The organism is Kitasatospora sp. NPDC091335, from assembly GCF_044757205.1.
GTDB lineage: Bacteria > Actinomycetota > Actinomycetes > Streptomycetales > Streptomycetaceae > Kitasatospora.
The window spans coordinates 26,213-45,533 of the sequence record NZ_JBIVUM010000006.1 but is presented as its reverse complement, the minus strand read 5'-3'; the positions used below and the strand labels follow the sequence as shown (position 1 = coordinate 45,533).

At 73.9% G+C, this 19,321-nt stretch carries 20 protein-coding genes; 12 read left to right on the top strand and 8 right to left on the bottom strand.

All coding sequences use genetic code 11. The features are described 5' to 3' along the window. Nucleotides 1–44 precede the first annotated feature (44 nt). Nucleotides 45–1,289, bottom strand: a complete 1,245-nt coding sequence (locus ACIQOW_RS15870) for a glycosyltransferase (RefSeq protein WP_401084628.1) — start codon at nucleotides 1,287–1,289, stop codon at nucleotides 45–47. Nucleotides 1,290–1,471: 182 nt separating this feature from the next. Here ACIQOW_RS15870 and ACIQOW_RS15865 point away from each other — a divergent pair, with 182 nt between their 5' ends. Both ACIQOW_RS15865 and ACIQOW_RS15860 read left to right on the top strand, forming a co-directional pair. Continuing rightward, entirely contained in the window at nucleotides 1,472–1,738 is a 267-nt protein-coding gene (locus tag ACIQOW_RS15865; protein WP_188300685.1) for a GlsB/YeaQ/YmgE family stress response membrane protein, read from the top strand. Nucleotides 1,739–1,944: 206 nt separating this feature from the next. After that, nucleotides 1,945–2,208: a GlsB/YeaQ/YmgE family stress response membrane protein gene (locus ACIQOW_RS15860; RefSeq protein WP_188300684.1), complete on the top strand. Its 264-nt coding sequence runs from the start codon at nucleotides 1,945–1,947 to the stop codon at nucleotides 2,206–2,208. 67 nt (nucleotides 2,209–2,275) lie between these two features. Here the strand turns inward: ACIQOW_RS15860 and ACIQOW_RS15855 are convergent, their stop codons facing one another. From ACIQOW_RS15855 to ACIQOW_RS15840, 4 genes are all read right to left on the bottom strand, one after another. Then, entirely contained in the window at nucleotides 2,276–3,184 is a 909-nt protein-coding gene (locus ACIQOW_RS15855; protein WP_401084624.1) for an ADP-ribosylglycohydrolase family protein, read from the bottom strand. Nucleotides 3,185–3,288: 104 nt separating this feature from the next. Continuing rightward, nucleotides 3,289–3,876: a TetR family transcriptional regulator gene (locus ACIQOW_RS15850; protein ID WP_401084622.1), complete on the bottom strand. Its 588-nt coding sequence runs from the start codon at nucleotides 3,874–3,876 to the stop codon at nucleotides 3,289–3,291. A 313-nt stretch (nucleotides 3,877–4,189) separates the two neighbouring features. After that, nucleotides 4,190–4,492, bottom strand: coding sequence for a GNAT family N-acetyltransferase (locus ACIQOW_RS15845; RefSeq protein WP_401084619.1), 303 nt, complete (start codon nucleotides 4,490–4,492; stop codon nucleotides 4,190–4,192). Nucleotides 4,493–4,542: 50 nt separating this feature from the next. Then, nucleotides 4,543–5,496, bottom strand: coding sequence for a class I SAM-dependent methyltransferase (locus ACIQOW_RS15840; RefSeq protein ID WP_401084616.1), 954 nt, complete (start codon nucleotides 5,494–5,496; stop codon nucleotides 4,543–4,545). Between the two features lie 235 nt (nucleotides 5,497–5,731). Here ACIQOW_RS15840 and ACIQOW_RS15835 point away from each other — a divergent pair, with 235 nt between their 5' ends. From ACIQOW_RS15835 to paaE, 8 genes are all read left to right on the top strand, one after another. Beyond that, nucleotides 5,732–7,216 carry a histidine kinase gene (locus ACIQOW_RS15835; RefSeq protein ID WP_401084613.1) on the top strand — a complete coding sequence of 495 codons (1,485 nt, stop codon included), beginning with the start codon at nucleotides 5,732–5,734 and terminating at the stop codon, nucleotides 7,214–7,216. Continuing rightward, nucleotides 7,188–7,847, top strand: a complete 660-nt coding sequence (locus ACIQOW_RS15830) for a response regulator (protein WP_401084610.1) — start codon at nucleotides 7,188–7,190, stop codon at nucleotides 7,845–7,847. Before ACIQOW_RS15835 ends, ACIQOW_RS15830 begins: the two co-directional genes overlap by 29 nt. Before the next feature lie 1,131 nt (nucleotides 7,848–8,978). Then, complete coding sequence (locus tag ACIQOW_RS15825) at nucleotides 8,979–10,247, top strand: M20 family metallopeptidase (RefSeq protein WP_401084608.1); 1,269 nt, start codon at nucleotides 8,979–8,981, stop codon at nucleotides 10,245–10,247. Nucleotides 10,248–10,515: 268 nt separating this feature from the next. Beyond that, the gene (gene paaA, locus ACIQOW_RS15820; RefSeq protein ID WP_401084605.1) at nucleotides 10,516–11,580 is read left to right on the top strand and encodes a 1,2-phenylacetyl-CoA epoxidase subunit PaaA; all 1,065 of its coding nucleotides are present in this window, start codon (nucleotides 10,516–10,518) and stop codon (nucleotides 11,578–11,580) included. Further along, a complete protein-coding gene (gene paaB, locus ACIQOW_RS15815) occupies nucleotides 11,577–11,870 on the top strand; it encodes a 1,2-phenylacetyl-CoA epoxidase subunit PaaB (protein WP_030056311.1) in 294 nt (97 codons plus the stop codon). Before paaA ends, paaB begins: the two co-directional genes overlap by 4 nt. Nucleotides 11,871–11,883: 13 nt before the next feature. Beyond that, nucleotides 11,884–12,840, top strand: a complete 957-nt coding sequence (gene paaC / locus ACIQOW_RS15810) for a 1,2-phenylacetyl-CoA epoxidase subunit PaaC (RefSeq protein ID WP_401084602.1) — start codon at nucleotides 11,884–11,886, stop codon at nucleotides 12,838–12,840. 50 nt (nucleotides 12,841–12,890) lie between these two features. Beyond that, entirely contained in the window at nucleotides 12,891–13,487 is a 597-nt protein-coding gene (paaD, locus tag ACIQOW_RS15805; protein ID WP_401084599.1) for a 1,2-phenylacetyl-CoA epoxidase subunit PaaD, read from the top strand. Next, on the top strand, nucleotides 13,488–14,621 hold the full coding sequence (gene paaE, locus ACIQOW_RS15800; RefSeq protein WP_401084596.1) for a 1,2-phenylacetyl-CoA epoxidase subunit PaaE: 1,134 nt from the start codon (nucleotides 13,488–13,490) through the stop codon (nucleotides 14,619–14,621). Between the two features lie 3 nt (nucleotides 14,622–14,624). On the opposite strand, the gene ACIQOW_RS15795 is transcribed toward paaE, so the two are convergent. Beyond that, nucleotides 14,625–15,794, bottom strand: coding sequence for an NAD(P)-binding domain-containing protein (locus ACIQOW_RS15795; protein ID WP_401084593.1), 1,170 nt, complete (start codon nucleotides 15,792–15,794; stop codon nucleotides 14,625–14,627). Between the two features lie 175 nt (nucleotides 15,795–15,969). Continuing rightward, nucleotides 15,970–16,341 carry a YbjQ family protein gene (locus ACIQOW_RS15790; RefSeq protein WP_188300673.1) on the bottom strand — a complete coding sequence of 124 codons (372 nt, stop codon included), beginning with the start codon at nucleotides 16,339–16,341 and terminating at the stop codon, nucleotides 15,970–15,972. Between the two features lie 125 nt (nucleotides 16,342–16,466). Between ACIQOW_RS15790 and ACIQOW_RS15785 the strand changes: the two genes are divergently transcribed. Both ACIQOW_RS15785 and ACIQOW_RS15780 read left to right on the top strand, forming a co-directional pair. Then, nucleotides 16,467–17,396: a hypothetical protein gene (locus ACIQOW_RS15785; RefSeq protein WP_401084590.1), complete on the top strand. Its 930-nt coding sequence runs from the start codon at nucleotides 16,467–16,469 to the stop codon at nucleotides 17,394–17,396. A 263-nt stretch (nucleotides 17,397–17,659) separates the two neighbouring features. Next, nucleotides 17,660–18,373: a peptidyl-tRNA hydrolase gene (locus ACIQOW_RS15780; RefSeq protein ID WP_401084588.1), complete on the top strand. Its 714-nt coding sequence runs from the start codon at nucleotides 17,660–17,662 to the stop codon at nucleotides 18,371–18,373. Between the two features lie 178 nt (nucleotides 18,374–18,551). On the opposite strand, the gene ACIQOW_RS15775 is transcribed toward ACIQOW_RS15780, so the two are convergent. Beyond that, nucleotides 18,552–19,295 (bottom strand): hypothetical protein, encoded by a 744-nt coding sequence (locus tag ACIQOW_RS15775; protein ID WP_401084586.1) that lies wholly within the window; start codon nucleotides 19,293–19,295, stop codon nucleotides 18,552–18,554. Nucleotides 19,296–19,321 lie beyond the last annotated feature (26 nt).

The following is a 19,321-nucleotide window of genomic DNA, read 5'->3' as shown; positions in this document are numbered from 1 at the left end:
TGGCCCTTCCGGCCCGCACAGTCGCAACAGTTGGCGGTCGTCGGTCAGCTGTTCGCTGAAACCCGGTCGATGGCGGTGAGGACCTTGGCCGTGCCGTCCTCGGTGGCCAGGGCGGCGGCGACGGCCTGGGCGCGGGTGCGGTGGCGCGGGTCGTCGAGGGTGAGGCGGAGGGCGGCGGCGAGGCGGGAGGGGGTGAGGGCGCGCAGCTGGACGGGGCCGGGGGAGACGCCGAGCATGGTCAGGCGGGCGGCCCAGAACGGTGCGTCGAGCTGCGCCGGTACGGGGACGGTGGGGGTTCCCGAGCGGAGGACGGCGGCCGTGGTGCCGGCGCCCGCGTGGTGGACCACGGCGGCCGTGCGGGGGAAGAGCCAGTCGTGCGGGGTGTCGCCGATGGTCAGGACGGAGTCCGAGTCCTCGGCGGCCAGTCCGCTCCAGCCCGACTGGAGGAGGAGGCGCACCCGGGCGGCACGGGCGGCGGCGAGGACGGCCGCGGTGAGCCGCTCGGGCTCCGGGACGACCAGGCTGCCGAAGCCGACGAAGACCGGTGGCGGCCCGGCGGCGAGGAAGTCGAGCAGCCGGGCCGGGGGCTGCCAGTGCGGTGGTCCGGCCGGCCACCAGTAGCCCGCGACGTCCAGTCGGGGGTGCCAGTCGGCGGGGCGGGGCACCACCAGCGGTGAGAAGCCGTGCAGGACGGGGTGGTTGCGCCTGGCCGCGGCGATGCCGTGCGGCGGCAGGCCGAGCCGGCGGCGCAGCCCGCGGACCGCCGGGACGAACAGCCGGTCGGTCGCGGCCTGGACGGCGTGCCCCGCCAGCAGGTTGCCGGACCGGCCGAGCGACCGGGTGCCGGTGACGGCCGGCGCGAACTCCCGGGTGGGCGCGAGCGGTTGGAGGTAGAGCCCGATGCTGGGGATGCCCGCCGCCTCGGCGGCGACCTGACCGAGCGCGCTGGTGGTGCTGGTGGTCAGCAGCAGGTCGGCGCCGAGCGCGGTGGCGTCGGCGATGCCGTCGCCGAGCGCGGGCATGAACCGCCGGCCGAGGCGGAGGAGTTGCAGGACGGCGCCCGGTCCGGCGCCGGCCCGCAGCAGGCGTCGCCCCTCGGCGGAGGCGAGTTCGGCGCGCGGGTCGACCGGCAGGGGGCGGAACTCCAGTCCGGCGGCCCGCACCGGTTCCGCGAAGGTGTCGTGGGTGGCGACGGCCACCTGATGACCGGCCGCCCGCAGACGGAGGCCGAGCCCGGTGAAGGGGGCCACGTCGCCCCGGGAGCCGGCGGTGGCGATCAGGATGCGCATGGCCGCAGTATTTCGGCGCGTACGGTCCGTGGGAAGGACACCACGCGTGGGCGGGCTGTCGCGGCGTCCGGATTCGAACGCCGTTGCGCGGGTGACGGAACCGGGTTCGCCCGGGGTGGCGTCCTTGTGGGCGGAGCGGACGGGACGGGGCCCGTCGTGCCGTGGACTGGAGGGGATGACGGATGGGCATCGTCGCTTGGATCGTGCTGGGCCTGCTGTCGGGTGCGCTGGCCAAGCTGCTGCTGCCGGGGAAGGACCCGGGCGGCCTGATCGTGACCACGTTGATCGGTATCGCCGGGTCCTTCGTCGGCGGCTGGATCGCGTCGCACTTCATGCACCGCTCGGTCACCGGGCACTTCTTCGACCTGGCGACCTGGGTGTCGGCGATCGGCGGCGCCCTGGTGCTGCTGATCGTCTACCGGTTGCTGTTCGGCAACTCGCGCCGCTGACCGCCACGTCCGTCTGCGCTCGTCCGGGGACGCCCGCGTTCGCCCGCGTCCGCCGACGGGTCTCCGCCGCCCGGAGCGGCGGGGCCGGTTGGCCGGTTGGCGCCGCTCCTTCCGGGCATCGGAACGATGCGAGGTCCTCGTACGTCCTTCCGGTCGGACCTGGGGGCCGGACGGGGTCGTCACACCCATGACGCAAGGGGCGGCAGATGAGCTGGATGGCGTGGATCGTGCTGGGCCTGGTGTCGGGCACCCTGGCCAGGATGGCGATGTCGAGGGGTGAGCGCGGTCTGATCAGCAGCACACTGATCGGCATCACCGGCTCCTACATCGGCACCTGGATCGTCTCGCACTGGATGCACGGGACGGTGAAGGTGAGCTTCCTCGACGTCACGACCTGGGTGTCGGCCATCGGCGGCGCGCTGGTCCTGGTGTTCGCCTACCGGGTGCTCCGCTTCGTCTTCCGGCGCTGACCGCCCGGCTCACCGGGACGGCCCCGGGCGGCCGCCGGCACCGCCACCGGCGCCGGCAGCTGGTGGCCTACGACACCTCGGCGACCCGGTCCGGGAGTTCCTCGCGCGCGGCGATCCACTCGGGCGGTACCCGGGCGAGCCCGGTCCGGGCGGCGACCACGCCTGCGGCGATGGCGCAGGTGGTGTCCATGTCGCCCCAGCCCTCCAGGGTGTGCCAGATGGCTTCGGGCAGCGAGTGCAGGTGACCGGCCGCGGACCAGAGAGCGAACGGCACGGTGTCCGGGGCGGAGATCAGCGCCCCCGAACCGAGCACGTTGGCGGCCTGCCGGTCACTGGTGTGGCCGGGCAGTCGGGCGGCGATCCGCAGTCCGGAGCGGACATCGCTGTCCGGCAGCCGTCCGGCGACCTCGGCCAGCAACTCGGCCCGGCCGGGCGGGTCCCCGCCCCGGCTCCGGACGGCCAGCGCCGCCGCGAGCGCGACCGCCACCGCGCCGGCGACCGCCTCCGGGTGGAAGTGCGTGGTGAGCGCCTGGAGTTCGGCCTGCCGGGCCACCGCGTCGAGGTCATCGGCGAACCAGGCCCCCAGCGGGGCCACCCGCATCGCGGCGCCGTTCCCGTACGAACCCTGGCCCTCGAACTGGCCCGCGGTGATGGCGCGCCAGTCCCCGCCGGCGCCGATCCCGCGCAGCACCCGGTGCATCGAAGGGCCGTACTTGCGCCCGTACTCGCGGGTGTACTCGGCGGCGAACTCCCCGGCGAGCACGTCCGGTCGGACCTCGCCCGCATCGATCAGGTGGCGGACCAGCACGAGTGCCATCGCGGTGTCGTCGGTCCAGTGCCAGGGCGCGGGCCGGACCAGGCGGGCGGCCAGCGCGGCGGGCGCCTCGTCCACCGGGACCGAGAACCACCGGTCGCCGAAGGCATCGCCGAGGGCGAGCCCCTCCAGACTGTCCAGGACCGGTCCGGCCGCACGCATGTCATCCTCCAGGTGAGATCGACTGTGCGCGGCAGTCTGCCGGACGGGCGAGGCGTCGGCGAGTGGGTTTCCCGCTCGTCGACGCTCCGCTCGCCGACGGTCCGTCACTTCGCCCTCAGGCCGCCGAGGACGAGCTTCCAGACGGCCTCGAATCGGTCGTCGACGCCGGGGGCGGACCAGGTGGACGCGTAGGCCGGGTCGTGGAAGGGGCCGGTGGCGTCGAAGACGGCGCGGGCGGTGTTCCGGATGTGGGCGAGCTTGAACTCCCCCTCCTCCGTGCCCTCCTCGAAGATCTGCGCGATCTGGCCGACCAGGGTGTCGACGTGGGCGTCCACCAGGCCGCTGTTCTCCTCGACCAGCACCATGTAGGTGGCGAACAGCTCTGGGTCGTCCAGTGCCTTCTTCCGCTTCGCCGTGAACAGCGTGGTCAGCCAGCGGTGCAGCCGCCCGGAGGCCGGCCCGCCCTCGTTGGAGATGGTCGCCAGCTCGTGGTGCGCCTGGTCGAGCCAGCGCTGGGTGACCGCCTCGCGCAGTGCGGCCTTGCTCGGGAAGTGGCGGTAGACGCTGCTGTGGCTGACGCCGAGGGTGCGGGCGACGTCCACGACGGTGGCCTTGGCCGGGCCGAACCGCCGGAGGACGTCCTCCGCCGCGATCAGGATCTGCTCGGCGGTGAGTGTGCTGTCCGTGGTCACGGGAGATCCGTTCCTGGGGCCGTGCGGGCGGGTCGTGTGGCGGCGCCGGGTCGGTGCTCGCCGTCGAGGTGGGCCGTTGGTGCGGCAGCGCACCGGTCACCGGCGGTGGCGCCCGCGGGTACGGCGGTTGGCAGGTGCGGTGCCTGAGGCGAGGTGAGGGTGGCCCGGGTCTCACTATGGCACGACAGCGAACAGATTTCAAAATCTGTTCGCTGTCGTCTGTTATCTGAAAGTTGAAATCTGTCGATTGTTATTTGTCACTTGTTCGGACGAACTCCTCTCCTGTCGGGGCTCGGCTCCCGGCGCCGGGCCGTCAGTCGGCGACGCGGCTGCGGTTCTCGTACGCGAGGTCGGTGTACTCGGGGTGGCGGAGCATCCAGCCCTTGATGAAGGGGCAGGTGGCCAGTACGGACAGGCCTCGGGCACGGGCGTCGTCCAGCGCGGCGCGGGCCAGCGCGCTGCCGATGCCCCGGCCTTCGAAGGCGGGCTCGACCACGGTGTGCGGGTAGACCACCAGTCGGTCGCTGCGGAGGTACTCGGCGAAGCCCGCCGGTTCGCCGTCCTCCCAGGCCTCGAAGCGGTTCCGGGCTTCCACGTCACGTACCGAGAGGGTCATCGCGGCTCCTCGCTGCCGGAGATGTCGGAGCCGGGCCCGGCCCCGGTCCATCATCGGGCGGCCGGGAGCGCCCCGCCCGCAGGTCCGGCCGTCGTGGCCTTCGTGTCCGTCGCCTCGCTCGTCTCGCTGGTCTCGGGCGTCTTGCCCGTCTCCGTGGTGTCCGGCGCCCTCGTCGTGGCCGTCGTGGCCGTCGTGGCCTTCGTGTCCGTCGCGCCCGTCGGCTCGACGGCCGGGCCGCCACCCGGCGCCCAGTCCTCGCGCCCGCCCGGCGCGCGCAGCAAGTAGGCGCGGGCGGGCGGCAGGTTGCGCCACACCGTGCGCTCGCCCAGGCCGTACGTCGTCTCGAACCGCCGCAGCAGCCGCACCACCGCGCGGTGGCGGGCGCCCCGACGGGGGCCCGAGAAGAGGGTGCGCGCCGTCGTCGTACCGAGGTACCCGAAGTACGTCAGCTCGCCGCCGGGCATCAGCAGTCGCAGATAGCGGTCGAGGATGTCGCGGACCTGCGCGGGTTCGAAGTTGGTGAACGGCAACCCGGACACGATCACGTCGTAGCGCTCCGCGCGGCCTTCCGGCCGGGCCCCCTCCGGCGCCGACGGGCGGCACTCCGGCAGCTCCTCGATCCGGCAGGCCGACAGCCGCAGCCCGATCCCCGGCCGGCGGGCGGCGAGCACCGGGTCCTCCCGAAGGCGGTCGGCGAACCGCGCGTTCGCCTCGACGACGTGCAACCGGTCGCCCGGACGCAGCACCTGGGCCAGCCGGCGGGTCACCACGCCCGTTCCGGCGCCGACCTCCAGCACCGAGATCGGACGGTTCGGGCGGCTGGTGACCGGCACCACCAGCGCGTTCACCAGCTCCGGGCCGCTCGGGGCCAGCGCGCCGGTGTCGTGGAACGTGCGCAGGGCCTCGGCGAGGAACAGCAGGTGGTCCCCACCGGCGGGCGAACTGTTCCGGGGTGCAGGGTAGTCGGGGTGGTCGGGGTGGTCGTCGAGCTGTCCGTTCGTCATATCGTCGACGCTAGGCAGGGCGGATCCGCCGCGAATCGGCCGGTCAGCGACGCTGACCCCCGACGAAAGTCGAGGGTGCGGTTACCCGGAAGACAGAGGCGTCCGGCGGCCGAACGCCCCTAGCATCGAGCCCGAAGGAATGAACGACGGGCGTCCGGACGGCTCGGACGGCCCGGCACGCACGGAACGCCCGGCATGGCCGGAAGGCTTTCGGAACGCGGAGAGGAGGAGTGCCATGCGCAGGAGTCTGCTCGGCTGGTACGGGCCGGACCACCGGGCCCGGACGGACACCTTGCTGCTGCTGGGCCTGCTCGCCCTCACCACCGAGGAGGCGCTCGCCCAGTGGATGACCACCGACGGTCCGCTGCGCCTGCCGCGTACGGTCGTGGCCGCCCTCGCCTCGCTCTCGCTGTTCTTCGTGCGCCGCCACCCGGTGGCCGCGGCCGTGCTGCCGGTGCTGACCGGCGGGCTCTTCAACCGGGCGTTCCCCGGCCTGTTCAGCGTGTTCTACCTCGCCTACCTCGGCCGGACCGGCCCGGCGATGGCGGGCGGCGCGGTCATCGCGGTGGCCAGGGCGACGGGCTCGGACTCGCTGGTCGGCTGGGCCGGTACCACCGGGTCCCAACTCCTGCTCCAGGCCGCCATTCTGGCGGTCGGTCTGTGGCTACACGGCAGACGCGTGCTGATCCGCACCCTGCACGAGCAGGTCGACGCGCTGCGCCGCGAGCGCGAGCTGCGCGCCGAACAGGCACGATCCGCCGAACGGGCCCGGATCGCAAGGGAGATGCACGACGTCCTGGCCCACCGACTCAGCCTCCTGGTGCTGCACGCCGGGGTGCTGCGTGACCAGGCCAGGGCCGGTACCGTCGCCGCCGACCAGGCCCGGCTCACCCATCGCCTCGAACTGCTGCGCACCACCGCCGCCCGCTCGCTCGACGACCTGCGCGACGTCCTGGGGGCCCTGCGGGCCGACCCGCCGGTCCGGCCGGCCACGGGGGACGAGCCGTCCGTACCCGCCGGGGACGCCCTCGTCCCGGCGCCCGCCCTGCGTGACCTCACCGAACTCGTCGGCGAGGCCACCCAGGCCGGGCAGCAGGTCGAACTCGTCCTCTCCGGAGACCCGGAGGCCGTACCGACCACTCACCGGCTGGCCGTGCACCGGCTGGTCCAGGAGGCGCTGACCAACGCGCGCAAGTACGCCCATGCCGCGCCCGTCACGGTCCGGGTCGGCTACGGGGCGCCGGCGACGACGGTCGAGGTCGGAAACGGTCCGGGCCAGGCGCTGCCGGACGACCCGGGCACCGGCGGCGGGTACGGACTGGTGGGGCTGGCCGAACGGGTCGAGGCCCTCGGCGGCCACCTCGACGCGGGTCCGGACGGCGGCGGCGGTTTCCGACTTTCCGCCCGGTTGCCCACGCCGGACCGTCCGCCGCCGGCGGTGCCGGACTCGGACCCGGCCCGTGGCGACGGCCCGGCCCAGCGGCCGGGGCGGGTCATGCGGAAGCCTGAGCAAGGGAAGCGAGGAGCACGGCAGTCGCAGGAAGGGGTGCGAGGGGCGCAAGGGGTGCGACAGACGGAGCGGCCGAAGCGGAGCGAGCAGCGGGAGCCGCCGAAGCAGCCGCAGCGGGCATCACCGCGGGCATCACAGCAGGAACCGAAGCAGGAGCCAAGCAGCACCCGGAGGACGCCGCATGATCCGAACGATGGTGGTCGACGATGACGCGCTGGTGCGCCTCGGCCTCGTCGATCTCCTGGCCCAGGACCCGGCGCTCACCGTGGTCGCGGAGGCCGCCGACGGCCTGCAAGCCGTTGAGCTCGCCGAGAGCCGCCGGATCGACGTCGCGCTGATGGACATCCGGATGCCCCGGCTCGACGGCATCGCCGCGACCCGGCGGCTGCGTGAACTCCCGGACGGCCCACGGGTCATCGCGCTCACCACCTTCGACCTGGACGAGTACGTGTACCAGGCGCTCGCGGCCGGGGCGGACGGCTTCCTGCTCAAGGACACCCCGCCGGCGGAGATCGCCCGGGCCGTCCACGTCGTCGCGGGCGGCCAGGGCATGCTGCACCCGGCGGCCGCGCGGCGGCTGATCGACCGCTACCACCGGGTCGGGGCACCCCGGTCGGTGGCCGCCCGCAACCGGGTCGCCGGGCTCACCCCGAGGGAGACCGACGTGCTGCGTGAACTCGCCGACGGCCTCTCCAACGCCGAGATCGCGGGAACGCTCGGGATGCGCGAAGGCACCGTCAAGGCGCACGTCAGCCGGATCCTGACCGGGCTCGGCGTCGGCAACCGGGTGCAGGCGGCGCTGCTCGCGCGCGACGCCGGGCTGGTGGGCGACGGCGGCTGAGGAGGGACGGCTGAGGGCGGGCGGAGGACGGGGGTTCGTGCCCGAGGGCGGCAGCCGAAGCACGCCGGGGCTCGGCGGGGCACATCAGGGCACGGCATCGGCCGGTGTTCACACGGGCGTTCCCTGGACGTTCCCGTGGGGTCATGGCGGGTGCCGAAGCGGGCTTCCCTGAGCCGCCGCGTGCCCCCGGTTCGTACCGCGTGCTGAGTCGCTGTCACCCATCCGGCGTGGAAATGCAGCGGCTTGGCCGTTTGCGCTGCCGAACTCGGGCGGCGGGTCCATGGTGGAGATGGGCGCGATCCGGCGACCGCGCCCGCGCGCCGATCCAGGCCCGCGCGCCGAGCGCCCGCGTCGATCGCGGGGGCGGGTGCCCGCAGCGGGGCCCGGCACCGGCACGCTGGGAGCAGGGCCACCTCGCAGGAAACCGAACGGTTCTTCTAGGCTCACATCTCGGCTTTCCCTGCGGCGGTCCGGCCACTGCGCCCGCCGTCAGGAAACCGCCGTCCAACGGGGCTCCGGGCGGACCGGGGCCCCGGATCGAGCGAGGAGGACGCACATGCCAAGCACGCCGCCCAACCGTTCCACCGTACTTGGGCCAGACAGGCCGATCCGGTGGGCCGCCCGGCATCCCGGCCGTCCGGTGCGGTCCGGTCGGGCCTGGTACCCGGGCGGGAGCGGGCGGCCGGTACGGCCGCTGAATACCGGCGGCGGCCGCGGAGGCGAGCGTTGAGTCCCCAGATCGTCGGGTCGCCCGCCGTGCCGGGCGCCGCCACGGAACCCGCCCCGACGCCGGTCACCGTTCCGGCCGCCACCGACGGCGAAGCCCTCGCCGCAGCCGCCAAAGCCGCCCCGGCCACCACAACCGCCAAAACCGCCACAGGCACCACGGCCACCACAACCGCCGGCGGCGGCACGGCAGCCGCCGCTGCGGCTCCGGGTCCGTCGGCTCAGGTGAACGCGGCCAAGTCCGGTGCCGCGAAGGCCCTCGGGACCAAGGCCGCCGGAGTCACGGCTGCCGGAACCAAGGCAACCGCAACCAAAGCGGCTGGAGCCAAAACGGCTGGAGCCAGGACCGCAGCCGCCACCTCGGCTCTCACGTCCGCCCTCACGAATCCCGCCCTCACCACAGTCGTGGCCGCGAAGACGCCGGTCGCGAAGGCCGTTGTCGCGAAGCCCGCGGCAGACCCGGCGGCCACCGTCGCGGGGGTGGCCGCCACCGTCACCACGGCGCTGCCCGGTGTGCCACAGGCGCTCAGTGCCCGCGCCCGTACCCTCGCCGGAGCGGTCCGGCGCCGTTGTGCCGACCTGGCGCGGATCGAGTCGCCCAGCGGGGACGCTCCCAGACTCGACGCCCTGGCCGAGGAGTTGGCCGCCGGCTTCCGCGCCACCGGCGCCACCGCCCGTCGCGAACCCGGACCGGCCGGGGACCACCTCGTGCTGGAGTGGGAAGGGCGGGACGAGTCCCTGCCGCACCTGCTGATCGTCGGGCATCACGACACGGTCTGGCCGGTCGGCACCCTCGCGGACTGGCCGGTGACGGAGCAGGACGGTCGGCTCACCGGCCCCGGCGTGGTCGACATGAAGGGCGGACTGGCCATCCTGGAGGGCGCGTTGGCGCTGCTCGCGGACCTGGGCGAGCGTCCGCACCGGACCGTCCGCCTGGTCGTGGTCTCCGACGAGGAGGTGGGCAGCCCGGACGGGCGGCTCCTGGTCGAGCGCCAACTGCGGGGCGCGGCAGCGGTGCTCGGGCTCGAACCGCCGCACCCCGACGGCCGGTTGAAAACGGCGCGGCGCGGCAGCACCCGGGTGCGGCTCACCGTGACCGGCCGCGAGGCGCACGCGGGCAATGACGCCCAGGACGGGGTGTCCGCGGTCGACGAGCTGGTGGATCAGCTGGTGCTGGTGCGCGACCTCGCCGGACAGCCCGGCACCGAACTCAACGCCGGTCGGATCAGCGGTGGTTCGCGTGCCAACGTGATCGCCGGTCGGGCCGAGGCCGAGCTGGGCCTGCGGTTCGCCACCGTCGAGGCACAGCGCCGTACGCTCGACAACCTCGCCCGGCTCACCGCGCTGCGTCCGGGCGCCAGGGTCCGTACGGAGGTGCTGTCCAGCCGTCCGGCCTGGCCCGAGCGGACCGGCAACCCGCTGCTGCGGCACGTGCGCTCACTCGCCGCGGTGCTCGGGCAGCAACTGGACGGTGCCCCGGCGGGCGGGGCGGGGGACACCAACCTGCCGGGCTCGCGCGGACTCCCGACCCTGGACGGCTTCGGTGCGGTGGGTGCCGGGGCCCACGCCCGGCATGAGTACATCCGGCTCGACCAGATCGCTCCCCGGATCGCCCTGCTGGCGGCACTGCTCGCGGTGCCGTTGCCGCGACTGCGCGACCGCGCGGAGGGGTGAGCCGACGGGGAGCAGGCGGGGAGCCGCTGACGGCTGACGGGAATCAGCCGGCGGGCGACAGCTGACAGGCAGCAGCAGTCAGGCGACCGCAGGCGGCGGCAGCGAACAGATGACAGCGAACGGATGACAGCCGACAGATAGCAGCCGACAGATAACAGCTGACAGATTCTGAAATCTGTCAGCTGTTATCTGTTTCGCACCTTGCCATCCCTCCACCCCGCCGCGCAGAATGGTACCGACCGAACGGTCAGTCGGTTGGTCGGCGCCCATGCGACCGCCGGGCAGGACACGAGAGGGGACCGTGGTGACAGCAGAGGTGGCCGAGGCGCTCCCCGTGCAGACGCCGGAGGAACGGTTCGAGGCGGTCGTCGCCGCCGAGCAGCGGATCGAGCCCAGGGACTGGATGCCCGACGCCTACCGGGCCACCCTGATCCGCCAGATCGCGCAGCACGCCCACTCCGAGATCATCGGCATGCAACCCGAGGGCAACTGGCTGACCCGGGCCCCGTCCCTGCGCCGCAAGGCGATCCTGCTCGCCAAGGCCCAGGACGAGGCCGGTCACGGCCTCTACCTCTACGCCGCGGCCGAGACCCTCGGCGTGGACCGCGCCGAACTGACCGAGAAGCTGATCTCGGGCCGCCAGAAGTACTCCTCGATCTTCAACTACCCGACCCTCACCTTCGCCGACGTCGGCGTGATCGGCTGGCTGGTGGACGGTGCCGCGATCTGCAACCAGGTCCCGCTCTGCCGTTGCAGCTACGGCCCGTACGCCCGGGCGATGGTGCGGATCTGCAAGGAGGAGTCCTTCCACCAGCGCCAGGGCTACGAGCTCCTGATGACGCTGATGCGCGGTACCGAGGGCCAGCGCCGGATGGTCCAGGACGCGGTGGACCGCTGGTGGTGGCCGTCGCTGATGATGTTCGGCCCCTCGGACGCGGCCTCGCCGAACACCGCGCGCTCGATGGCCTGGCGGATCAAGCGGCACACCAACGACGAGCTGCGGCAGCGCTTCGTCGACATGACCGTCCCGCAGGCCGAGCACCTGGGCGTCACCCTCCCGGACCCCGAGCTGCACTGGAACGAGGAGCGCGCCGGCTGGGACTTCGGCGATCCGGACTGGTCCGAGCTGACCAGGGTCATCCAGGGCCAGGGCCCCTGCAACGCCCAGCGGATCGAACGCCGCCGCGCCGCCCACGAGGACGGTGCCTGGGTGCGCGAGGCGGCCGTCGCCTACGCGGCCAAGCGCACCGCCGAACAGGAAGCACGGCAGGACGCCCGGCACGATCCCCGGCCCGCCACCCGGCCCGCCACCGAACAGGAGAACGGAAAGTGACCGAGTCCAAGGCCGGCTGGCCGCTCTACGAGGTGTTCGTGCGCCCCCGGCGCGGACTGAACCACGTCCACGTCGGATCGCTGCACGCCGCCGACGACCGGATGGCCCTGCTCGCCGCCCGTGACCTGTACACCCGTCGCAACGAGGGCGTCAGCCTCTGGGTGGTCCGCTCGGACGCGATCACCGCCTCCACCCCGGACGAGCGTGACCCGTTCTTCGAACCCAGCGGCGACAAGGTCTACCGCCACCCGACGTTCTACGACATCCCCGAGGATGTCCCGCACATCTGACGGGGGAGCCACCGTGCACGACCACACCACGTCCACCAGCGCCACGTCCACCGGCACCGCGGGCACCAGCACCGCAGGCACCGGCGCCGACCGGGACGACCACGTCTACCTCAGCCTCGCCGGGGCGACCCCCGGCCCCGAGGGCGAGGGCCGCTGGGCGTACGGGACGGGCTTCGCCGACCCGCTGCTCGGCGTGGACACCGCCCTGCCCGCCGGTCTGGACGGTGCCGACCTCGCCGCCTACTGCCGGATGCTGGGCGACGACGCCCTGATCCTCGCCCAGCGGCTGATCGAGTGGTGCACCCGCGCGCCCGAGCTGGAGGAGGAGGTCGCGCTCGCCAACCTGGGCCTCGACCTGCTCGGCCAGGCCCGCCTGCTGCTCACCCGGGCCGGCCAGGCGGACGGCACCGGCCGCACCGAGGACGACCTGGCGTACTGGCGCGAGGAGCAGGACTTCCGCAACGTCCGCCTGGTCGAGACGCCGAACGGCGACTTCGCCTGCTCGATCGCCCGGCTGCTGCTGTTCGCCACCGCGCGCGGCGCCCTGTACGAGGCGCTGAGCGCACATCCCGACCCGGTCGTGGCCGCGGTCGCCGCCCGGGGTGTCAAGGAGCTGGCGTACCACCGGGAGTACGCCACCGCCTGGACGCTGCGCCTCGGCGACGGCACGCCGTACTCCGCCGAGCGGATGCAGGCCGGGCTGGACGCCGTCTGGCCGCTGCTGGAGGAGCTGTTCACGGCGCACCCGGTGGAGCTGCGGGCGGGCGTCGACCCGGGGACCGTGCGTGAACCGGTGCTGCGCTCGCTCACGGCCGTCCTCACCGAGGCCGGGCTGACGGTGCCGGACGTGCCGCCGCTGGCCACCGTCCTCGGCCTGGCCGGCCGGGACGGCGTGCACACCGAGGCGCTCGGCCCGCTGCTCGCCGAGCTCCAGGTGGTGGCCCGCGCCCACCCGGGAGCGACCTGGTGACGGGCGACCGCGCCATGGACTCAGCGGGCGCAACGGGCACGGTGGACCGGATGACCCGCGAGTCGGCCTGGGCCGTCGCCGCGGCCGTCCCGGATCCGGAGTTGCCCATGCTCACGCTGGCCGACCTGGGCGTCCTGGCCGAGGTGGAGGCGGACGGCGCCCACGGCACGGTGACCGCCTGGCTGACCCCGACCTACTCGGGCTGCCCCGCCGTCGCCGAGATGGCCGCCGACGTGGACCGCCGGCTGCGCGCGGCCGGATACCCGGACGTCCGGGTACGGCTGCGGCTGGACCCGCCGTGGTCCACCGACCTGATCACCGCCGAGGGCCGCCGCAAGCTCGCCGCGGCGGGCATCGCCCCGCCGCGCGCGACCGCCGCCGTGACCGGACCGGTCGCGCTCCTCCTCGGCCCGACCCGCACCGGAACCGTGCCCGGAGCGGTGCCCGGAGCCGGGACCGGTACTTCGCCCGGCAGGGCGGCCACGGCCACGGCCACGGCCACGACCGCGGTCGCGCCCCCCGTACCGTGCCCGCACTGCGGCGGCACCGACACGGAGGAGCTGTCCCGCTTCGGTTCCACCGCCTGCAAGGCGCTCTGTCGCTGCCGGACCTGCCGCGAGCCCTTCGAACGCGTCAAGGAGATCTGAATGCCCGCCGCTTCCGCCGCCGACACCCAGCCGCCCGGCATCCGCCCCGCCCGCCGCCCGGCCTTCCACCGGCTGCGGATCGACCGGGTCGAGCGGCTCTGCGAGGACGCCGTCGCGGTGACCTTCGCGGTGCCGGACGGGCTGGCGGAGGAGTACGCCTTCCGCCCGGGGCAGACCCTGACCCTGCGCGAGCTGGTGGACGGCGCTGACGAGCGTCGCTCCTACTCGATCTGCGCCCCGGTCGGCGGACCGCTGCGGATCGCCGTCAGGGAGGTGCCCGGCGGGCTGTTCTCGCGCCGGCTGGTGCGCGAGGCGCGGCCCGGCGACGAGGTGGAGGTGCTGACGCCGTCCGGGCTGTTCACCCCCGAACTCGGCGTTCCGGCCGACCACGTGCTGCTCGCGGCCGGCTCCGGCATCACCCCGATGCTGTCGATCGCCGCCTCCGTGCTGGCCGCCGACCGCAGCTCCACCGTCACCCTGCTCTACGGCAACCGGCGCAGCGACACGGTGATGTTCGCGGACGAGCTGGCCGACCTGAAGGACCGCTACCTCGGCCGCTTCCAACTGGTCCACGTGCTCTCCCGGGAGACCAGGGACGCCGAACTGCTCAGCGGCCGCCTCGACCCCGAACGGGTGCGGGCGCTGCTGGCGGCACTCGTGGACGTCGGGAGCGTCGGGCACTGGTGGCTGTGCGGCCCGTTCGGGATGGTCGTCGGGGCGAAGGAACTGCTCACCGAGCTGGGCGTGCCCGGCGAGCGGGTGCACCAGGAGCTGTTCCACGCCGAGGACGAGCCGCTCCCGGAGCGCGACGAGGACTGGGACCGGACGGACACCTCGTCCGACGGCGCGCCGGGCGCGCGGAGCGAGGTCACCGTCGTCCTCGACGGCCGCGGCAGCACCCTGTGCCTCCCGCGCGACCGCTCGATCCTGGACGGCGCCCAGCGCTCCCGCCCCGATCTGCCGTTCGCCTGCAAGGGCGGGGTCTGCGGCACCTGCCGCGCCCTGGTCACCGAGGGCGAGGTGGAGATGCGCCGGAACTTCGCGCTGGAGGAGAAGGAGCTGGCCGCCGGCTACGTCCTCACCTGCCAGGCCCGCCCGCTCACCGACCGGGTGACCGTCGACTACGACCGCTGAGCCTCAGACGGCGGCGGGCGCCATCGCCGGCTCACCGAGTTCCGGCTCACCGGGGGCCTGCTCACCGAGCGTCGGCTCGCTGAGTTCCGGTTTCCCGGGCGCCGGCTTCCCGAGCACAGGATCTCCGAGCAGCCTGACCAGGTCGTTGACGGCCGCGCGCCCGGCCCGGTTGGCGCCGACGGTGCTGGCCGACGGGCCGTAGCCGACCAGGTGGACGCGCGGGTCGGCGGTGGCCCGGGTGCCGGTGAGCGCGATGCCGCCGCCGGGGGAGCGCAGCCCGAGCGGGGCGAGGTGCCCGACCTCGGGCCGGAAGCCGGTCGCCCAGACGATCGCGTCCACCGCCAGTTCCTCCTCGCCCCAGGCGACCCCGTGCTCGGTCAGGCGGTCGAACATCGGCCGGCGGTGCAGCGCGCCCAGCTCCTCGGCGCGCCGGTAGGCGACGGAAGGGCCGAGCCCGGTCACGCTCACCACGCTGCGCACCGGCAGCCCCTGCCGGACCCGCTCCTCGACCTTCGCGACCACCGCACGCCCGTACTCGGGGGTGAACGGGCCGTCGTGGTAGACGGGTGCGGAGCGGGTGACCCAGACCGTCTCGCCGACCGCCGCCACCTCCGAGAGCACCTGGATCGCCGAGGCGCCGCCGCCCACCACCAGCACCCGCTTGCCCGTGAACTCCTCGGGGCCGCGGTACTCGGCGTAGTGCAGCTGCCGGCCGGCGAAGCGGCCCGGGTAGTGCGGGAGGAAAGGGCGGGTCCAGGTGCCGGTGGCGTTGATCAGCGCGCGGGTGGACCAGGTGCCGCGGTCGGTCTCGACCAGCAGCCGGGAGTCCGGGCGCTCGTTCTCGGCGCGTACGGCGCGCACTGTGACCGGGCGTACGACCGGGAGCGCGTGCTGGGCCTCGTACGCCGCGAAGTACCTCGGAACCACCTCGCGCGCGGGGGCCTCGGGGGCCGGCGGCGGGAATTCGGCGTCCGGGAGGTCGTGGACGCCGTGCACGGTGGCCATCCGCAGGGACGGTGAGCGGTGCGCCCAGGCGCCGCCGGGTGCGGCGTCGGCGTCGAGGACGACGAAGCCGCCGTCGGCCCCCGCCCGGTGAGGGGCGAAGCCGCGGCGGCGCAGGTGATAGGCAGCGGACAGACCTGCCTGTCCGGCGCCCACCACCAGGACGTCCACGCGCTGGGGAACGCTGTTCGTTGCACCGTAAACAGTCACGCCCGTGAAACATCGGGGGTTCGGCGGCTGTTCCCGCCGGTGTCCGGTCGGCATGTCCGCCGGTGCGACCCGTCGGTGTGCCCCGCCGGTGGGCGTGAACGGGACGCGTGAGACCGGGGCCGTGAACGGGGGTGCGTCAGGTCAGCGGGGAGATCACCGCGGCGGTGCCGTAGGCGCAGACCTCGGTGCCGACGTCGGCCGCCTCCGTGACGTCGAACCGCATCATCAGGACAGCGTTGCCACCGCGCGCCTTGGCCTGCTCGACCAGCCGCTGCATCGCCTCGTTGCGGCTCTCGACCAGGGTCTTCGTCAGACCGCGCAGCTCGCCGCCGATCAGCGACTTCAGACCGGCACCGATCTGGCTGCCGATGTGGCGGCTGCGGACGGTCAGCCCGAAGACCTCGCCGATCACGTGGTCGACCCGGAAACCGGGGATGTCGTTGGTGGTCACGACCAGGACGTCGGCGTTCGGGCCCTGCCCGCCGCCGTACTCGTTGATGTCAGCCATGGGGCCCATCCTGCCAAGTTCCTGCGTCCGAGTGACCGAGGCAGGGCCGGGCAGTGGCCGAGAAGGCTTCCGGAAGCTGGTCCGGACCGGTGATCGGGGGACCGAAAAGCCGTACCGTTAGCCCCATGGGCGAGCGAAGCGATCATCCACAGGGGCCGGGCGCGGCGGAGGAATCCGGTGCGCAGGAGATCGAGGCGACGGTGGTGCTGGGCCTGCGGATCACCGACTGGCCGGCCCTGCGCGCGGCCGCGATCAGGGTCGTCGAGGAACTGGACTTCCACGGCATCGACACGGCCGGCCAACGCCGTGAACTGCTGCGCGAGGTCGCCGAGGACGCGAACGCGGCGCTCGGCGCGCTGCTGCATCCGGACCGGCTGCTGGCCGCCATCCCCGGCGTCGAGGCGGTCGGCGGAACGCTGGAGATCAGCGTCACCGAGGACTTCTCACCGGACTTCGCCGAACTGTTCCCGCTGGAGGGCGACGAGGAGGAAGGCGGTGCGGGCGCGGACTGGACGCTCACCCCGCGCACCGCCTGCCTGCTCCACACCCAGCTGATCGGCCTGGCCGACGCCGCCTACGACGACTTCGACGAGCACGGGGACGAGGCGGTCGCCGACGGCGACGACACGGACTGGACGGTCTTCGCCCGGCTGCCCGAGCGCACCTGGCGGATGCACCGGAACTGGCGCCGCGCGATGGCCAGGGCCTTCGACGACCTCGCCGACGACCTCGCGCTCGGCGAGTGGCCGCTGCCGCGCTGCCTGGCCGAGGAGATCGCGCTGCGGATGGCCCTGGTGGACGCCCGGGCACTGCTCGGTGCGCAGCCCGAGTCGGTGGCGGACATGATGGGCGACCTCCCGGCCGACCTCTACGACTACGACTGGGACGGCTGCCACGACGAGCTGTTCGGGGTCTACGGGCCGGACGACGGGGATCCGGAGCTGGCGGCGGAGCAGCGTACGGAGGTGCTGCTGGCGGCGACCCACCCGGAGGGCTGGTTCCTGATGTACGAGGACGCGGAGGAACGGGACCCGCAGCGCGGCTACCGGCGCTGACCCGTTGCGGCGGCCGTTGACCGGCTGCGGCAGCCGCACCGGCCCGGCTTCGCGGTTGTCGTCCGGGCCGGGCGGCGGGCGGCCCGGCAGCTGCCGCGGTGAACGCCGGGGCGGGGCCTCGGGCGGAACGCCGGTGTGCCCGCCGAGGTGAACGGGGCGGGCCGAGTCGGCCGGGACGGGGCTGGCATGCTGGACGGGTGACTTCTCCTTCCGCTGCCCCGACCTCCGCTACGCCGACCTCCGCTACGCCGACCTCCGCTTCCGTGACCCCCGCCGCTGTGGCCGACCCCGGCGACGCCTCGGAGCCCGAGGGTCGCGACGCCCTGCCGCAGTACGTGCTGCCGCTGGTCGTCCGGCTGGAGCGGGCCACTCCGCCGGGCCGGACGGACGCGCTGGAGACTTCGGCCCGCGCGGTGCTCACCCTGCTGGCCGACCCGAGGGTGACCGAGGCGGACGGCGAGTGGACGGAGCGGGTCGCGGCCTGGGAGGACGCCCGGATCCGCAAGGTGGTCCGCCGGGCCAGGGGCGGGGAGTGGCGCCGGGCGGGCGAGCTGCCGGGCGTCACGGTGCGCGGACGGGAGGCGGAGGTGCGGGTGTTCCCGCCGATCCCGCTGGACGGCTGGCCGAAGGACCTCGCCAAGCTCCAGGTGTCCGGGACGGACCTGGAGGAGACGGCCGAGGTCGACGCGCCCGAGCCGGGGCTGCCGGTGTTGTGGCTCAACCCGGAGCTGGAGATGAGCGCGGGCAAGACGATGGCGCAGACCGGGCACGCCGCCCAGCTCGCCTGGTGGCGGCTGGACGAGGCGCAGCGCAAGGAGTGGGCCGAGGCCGGCTTCGCGCTCGCGGTCCGGACGGCCGCCCCGGAGGCGTGGGAGGAGCTCGTCCGCAGCGGGCTGCCGGTGGTCCAGGACGCGGGCTTCACCGAGATCGCGCCCGGCAGTTGCACGGTGATCGCGGAGCACCCGGCGCTGCGGTGACGGCCGGCTGACGGGTGGCCGACGGGCAACGGGTGACGGAGAACGGATGACAGCGAACAGGTAACAGCGAACAGGTAACAGCGAACAGGTAACAGCGGACAGATGTCAGCGAACAGATGACAGATTTCGAAATCTGTCATCTGTTCGCTGACACCCGTCGGCCGCACCCCGTCGGCCGTCAGCTGTGCTCGTACCGCCGGATCGCCCGCAGGCCGCCCAGGACCGCCAGGGTGGTCCAGGCCGCCATGATCAGCAGCCCGGTCCAGTGGCCGTAGTGGATGCCCGCTTCCGTCTGGGTCCGTGTCGCGTACAGGCCGGCCCGGTCGGGCAGGAACTGGCCGAGTTCGCGGACGCCCGGGATGGCGGCCAGCCAGGTGGTCCCCAGGAACACCATCGGTGTCAGCAGGCCGAGCGCGGCGCTGAAGCTGCCCAGCACCGCGGTCAGTCCGAGGCAGAGCAGCACCATCATCGGGTGGTACAGCACACCGGCCAGGAAGCCGCGGGCCAGGCCAGGAGTGGAGAGGTCCAGGCCCACGGTCGTGCCGACGGCCAGGAACGAACCCGCCGTCGAGGCCAGCCCGAGCAGCAGCCCCAGCCCGGCGCCCAGCGCGAGCTTGGCACCGTACAGCCGGCCGCGCCGTGGCACGGCGGTGAGGGAGGTGCCGATCATGCGGGTGTTGAACTCCTGCCCCATCAGCAGGATGCCGAGGCAGGCCACCGCGACGTGACCGAACAGCAGCCCGTAGAAGATCCCGCCGGCCGGGTCCTCGCCGGGGGTGTGGTCCTTCGCCCCGTAGGCGACGCTGACGGCCGCCGTGATGCCGACGGTCAGCGCCAGGGCGACCAGCGGGGCCGCCCACTGTGACGGCAGGGTGGTGAACTTGACCCGTTCGGCGCGCAGGGCGTCGGCCATCGTGCTCATGTCCGTCCTCGACTTCCTTTCACCCG

Bases quoted from the DNA above. Each gene is read 5' to 3' on its own strand.
- ACIQOW_RS15860 (WP_188300684.1), top strand. From the start codon at position 1,945: ATGAGCTGGATGGCGTGGATCGTGCTGGGCCTGGTGTCGGGCACCCTG.
- paaD (WP_401084599.1), top strand. From the start codon at position 12,891: ATGACCCGCGAGTCGGCCTGGGCCGTCGCCGCGGCCGTCCCGGATCCG.
- ACIQOW_RS15870 (WP_401084628.1), bottom strand. From the start codon at position 1,289: ATGCGCATCCTGATCGCCACCGCCGGCTCCCGGGGCGACGTGGCCCCC.
- paaE (WP_401084596.1), top strand. From the start codon at position 13,488: ATGCCCGCCGCTTCCGCCGCCGACACCCAGCCGCCCGGCATCCGCCCC.
- ACIQOW_RS15785 (WP_401084590.1), top strand. From the start codon at position 16,467: ATGGGCGAGCGAAGCGATCATCCACAGGGGCCGGGCGCGGCGGAGGAA.
- paaA (WP_401084605.1), top strand. From the start codon at position 10,516: ATGCGACCGCCGGGCAGGACACGAGAGGGGACCGTGGTGACAGCAGAG.
- ACIQOW_RS15845 (WP_401084619.1), bottom strand. From the start codon at position 4,492: ATGACCCTCTCGGTACGTGACGTGGAAGCCCGGAACCGCTTCGAGGCC.
- ACIQOW_RS15775 (WP_401084586.1), bottom strand. From the start codon at position 19,295: ATGAGCACGATGGCCGACGCCCTGCGCGCCGAACGGGTCAAGTTCACC.
- ACIQOW_RS15865 (WP_188300685.1), top strand. From the start codon at position 1,472: ATGGGCATCGTCGCTTGGATCGTGCTGGGCCTGCTGTCGGGTGCGCTG.
- ACIQOW_RS15790 (WP_188300673.1), bottom strand. From the start codon at position 16,341: ATGGCTGACATCAACGAGTACGGCGGCGGGCAGGGCCCGAACGCCGAC.
- ACIQOW_RS15855 (WP_401084624.1), bottom strand. From the start codon at position 3,184: ATGCGTGCGGCCGGACCGGTCCTGGACAGTCTGGAGGGGCTCGCCCTC.
- ACIQOW_RS15840 (WP_401084616.1), bottom strand. From the start codon at position 5,496: ATGACGAACGGACAGCTCGACGACCACCCCGACCACCCCGACTACCCT.
- ACIQOW_RS15835 (WP_401084613.1), top strand. From the start codon at position 5,732: ATGCGCAGGAGTCTGCTCGGCTGGTACGGGCCGGACCACCGGGCCCGG.
- ACIQOW_RS15830 (WP_401084610.1), top strand. From the start codon at position 7,188: ATGATCCGAACGATGGTGGTCGACGATGACGCGCTGGTGCGCCTCGGC.